At 55.8% G+C, this 249-nt stretch carries 1 protein-coding gene; it reads left to right on the forward strand.

From position 1 onward, the window contains the following. Positions 1-69 precede the first annotated feature (69 nt). Positions 70-249: hypothetical protein (locus tag SM755_RS24025; RefSeq protein ID WP_323174885.1), on the forward strand; the 180-nt coding region annotated here is incomplete at its 3' end.

Genomic DNA, 249 nt, shown 5'->3' on the forward strand with positions numbered 1-249 from the left:
GTTCATCTTCTTCCGAGTAACTAGCAACTCGCGTGCGCTCACGCGCCTCCATATAGAGCTCGTCGAGAGATGGCCGCTAACTCGACAACGGACTCCAGGGCCAACTTCTCCAACGAGATCCATGACATCTCCACGATGCACAACTCCAGCGTGCCCAACATGTACTACAACGACAGGTTGCTGGCAGACCTCTTCCCTCCCCACCTCCTCAAGAAGGTGGTGTCGGAGGTGGTGTCCACTTTCTTGCTG

The sequence above is a fragment of the Natrialba sp. PRR66 genome, from assembly GCF_034808065.1.
Classification (GTDB): Archaea; Halobacteriota; Halobacteria; order Halobacteriales; family Natrialbaceae; genus Natrialba; species Natrialba aegyptia.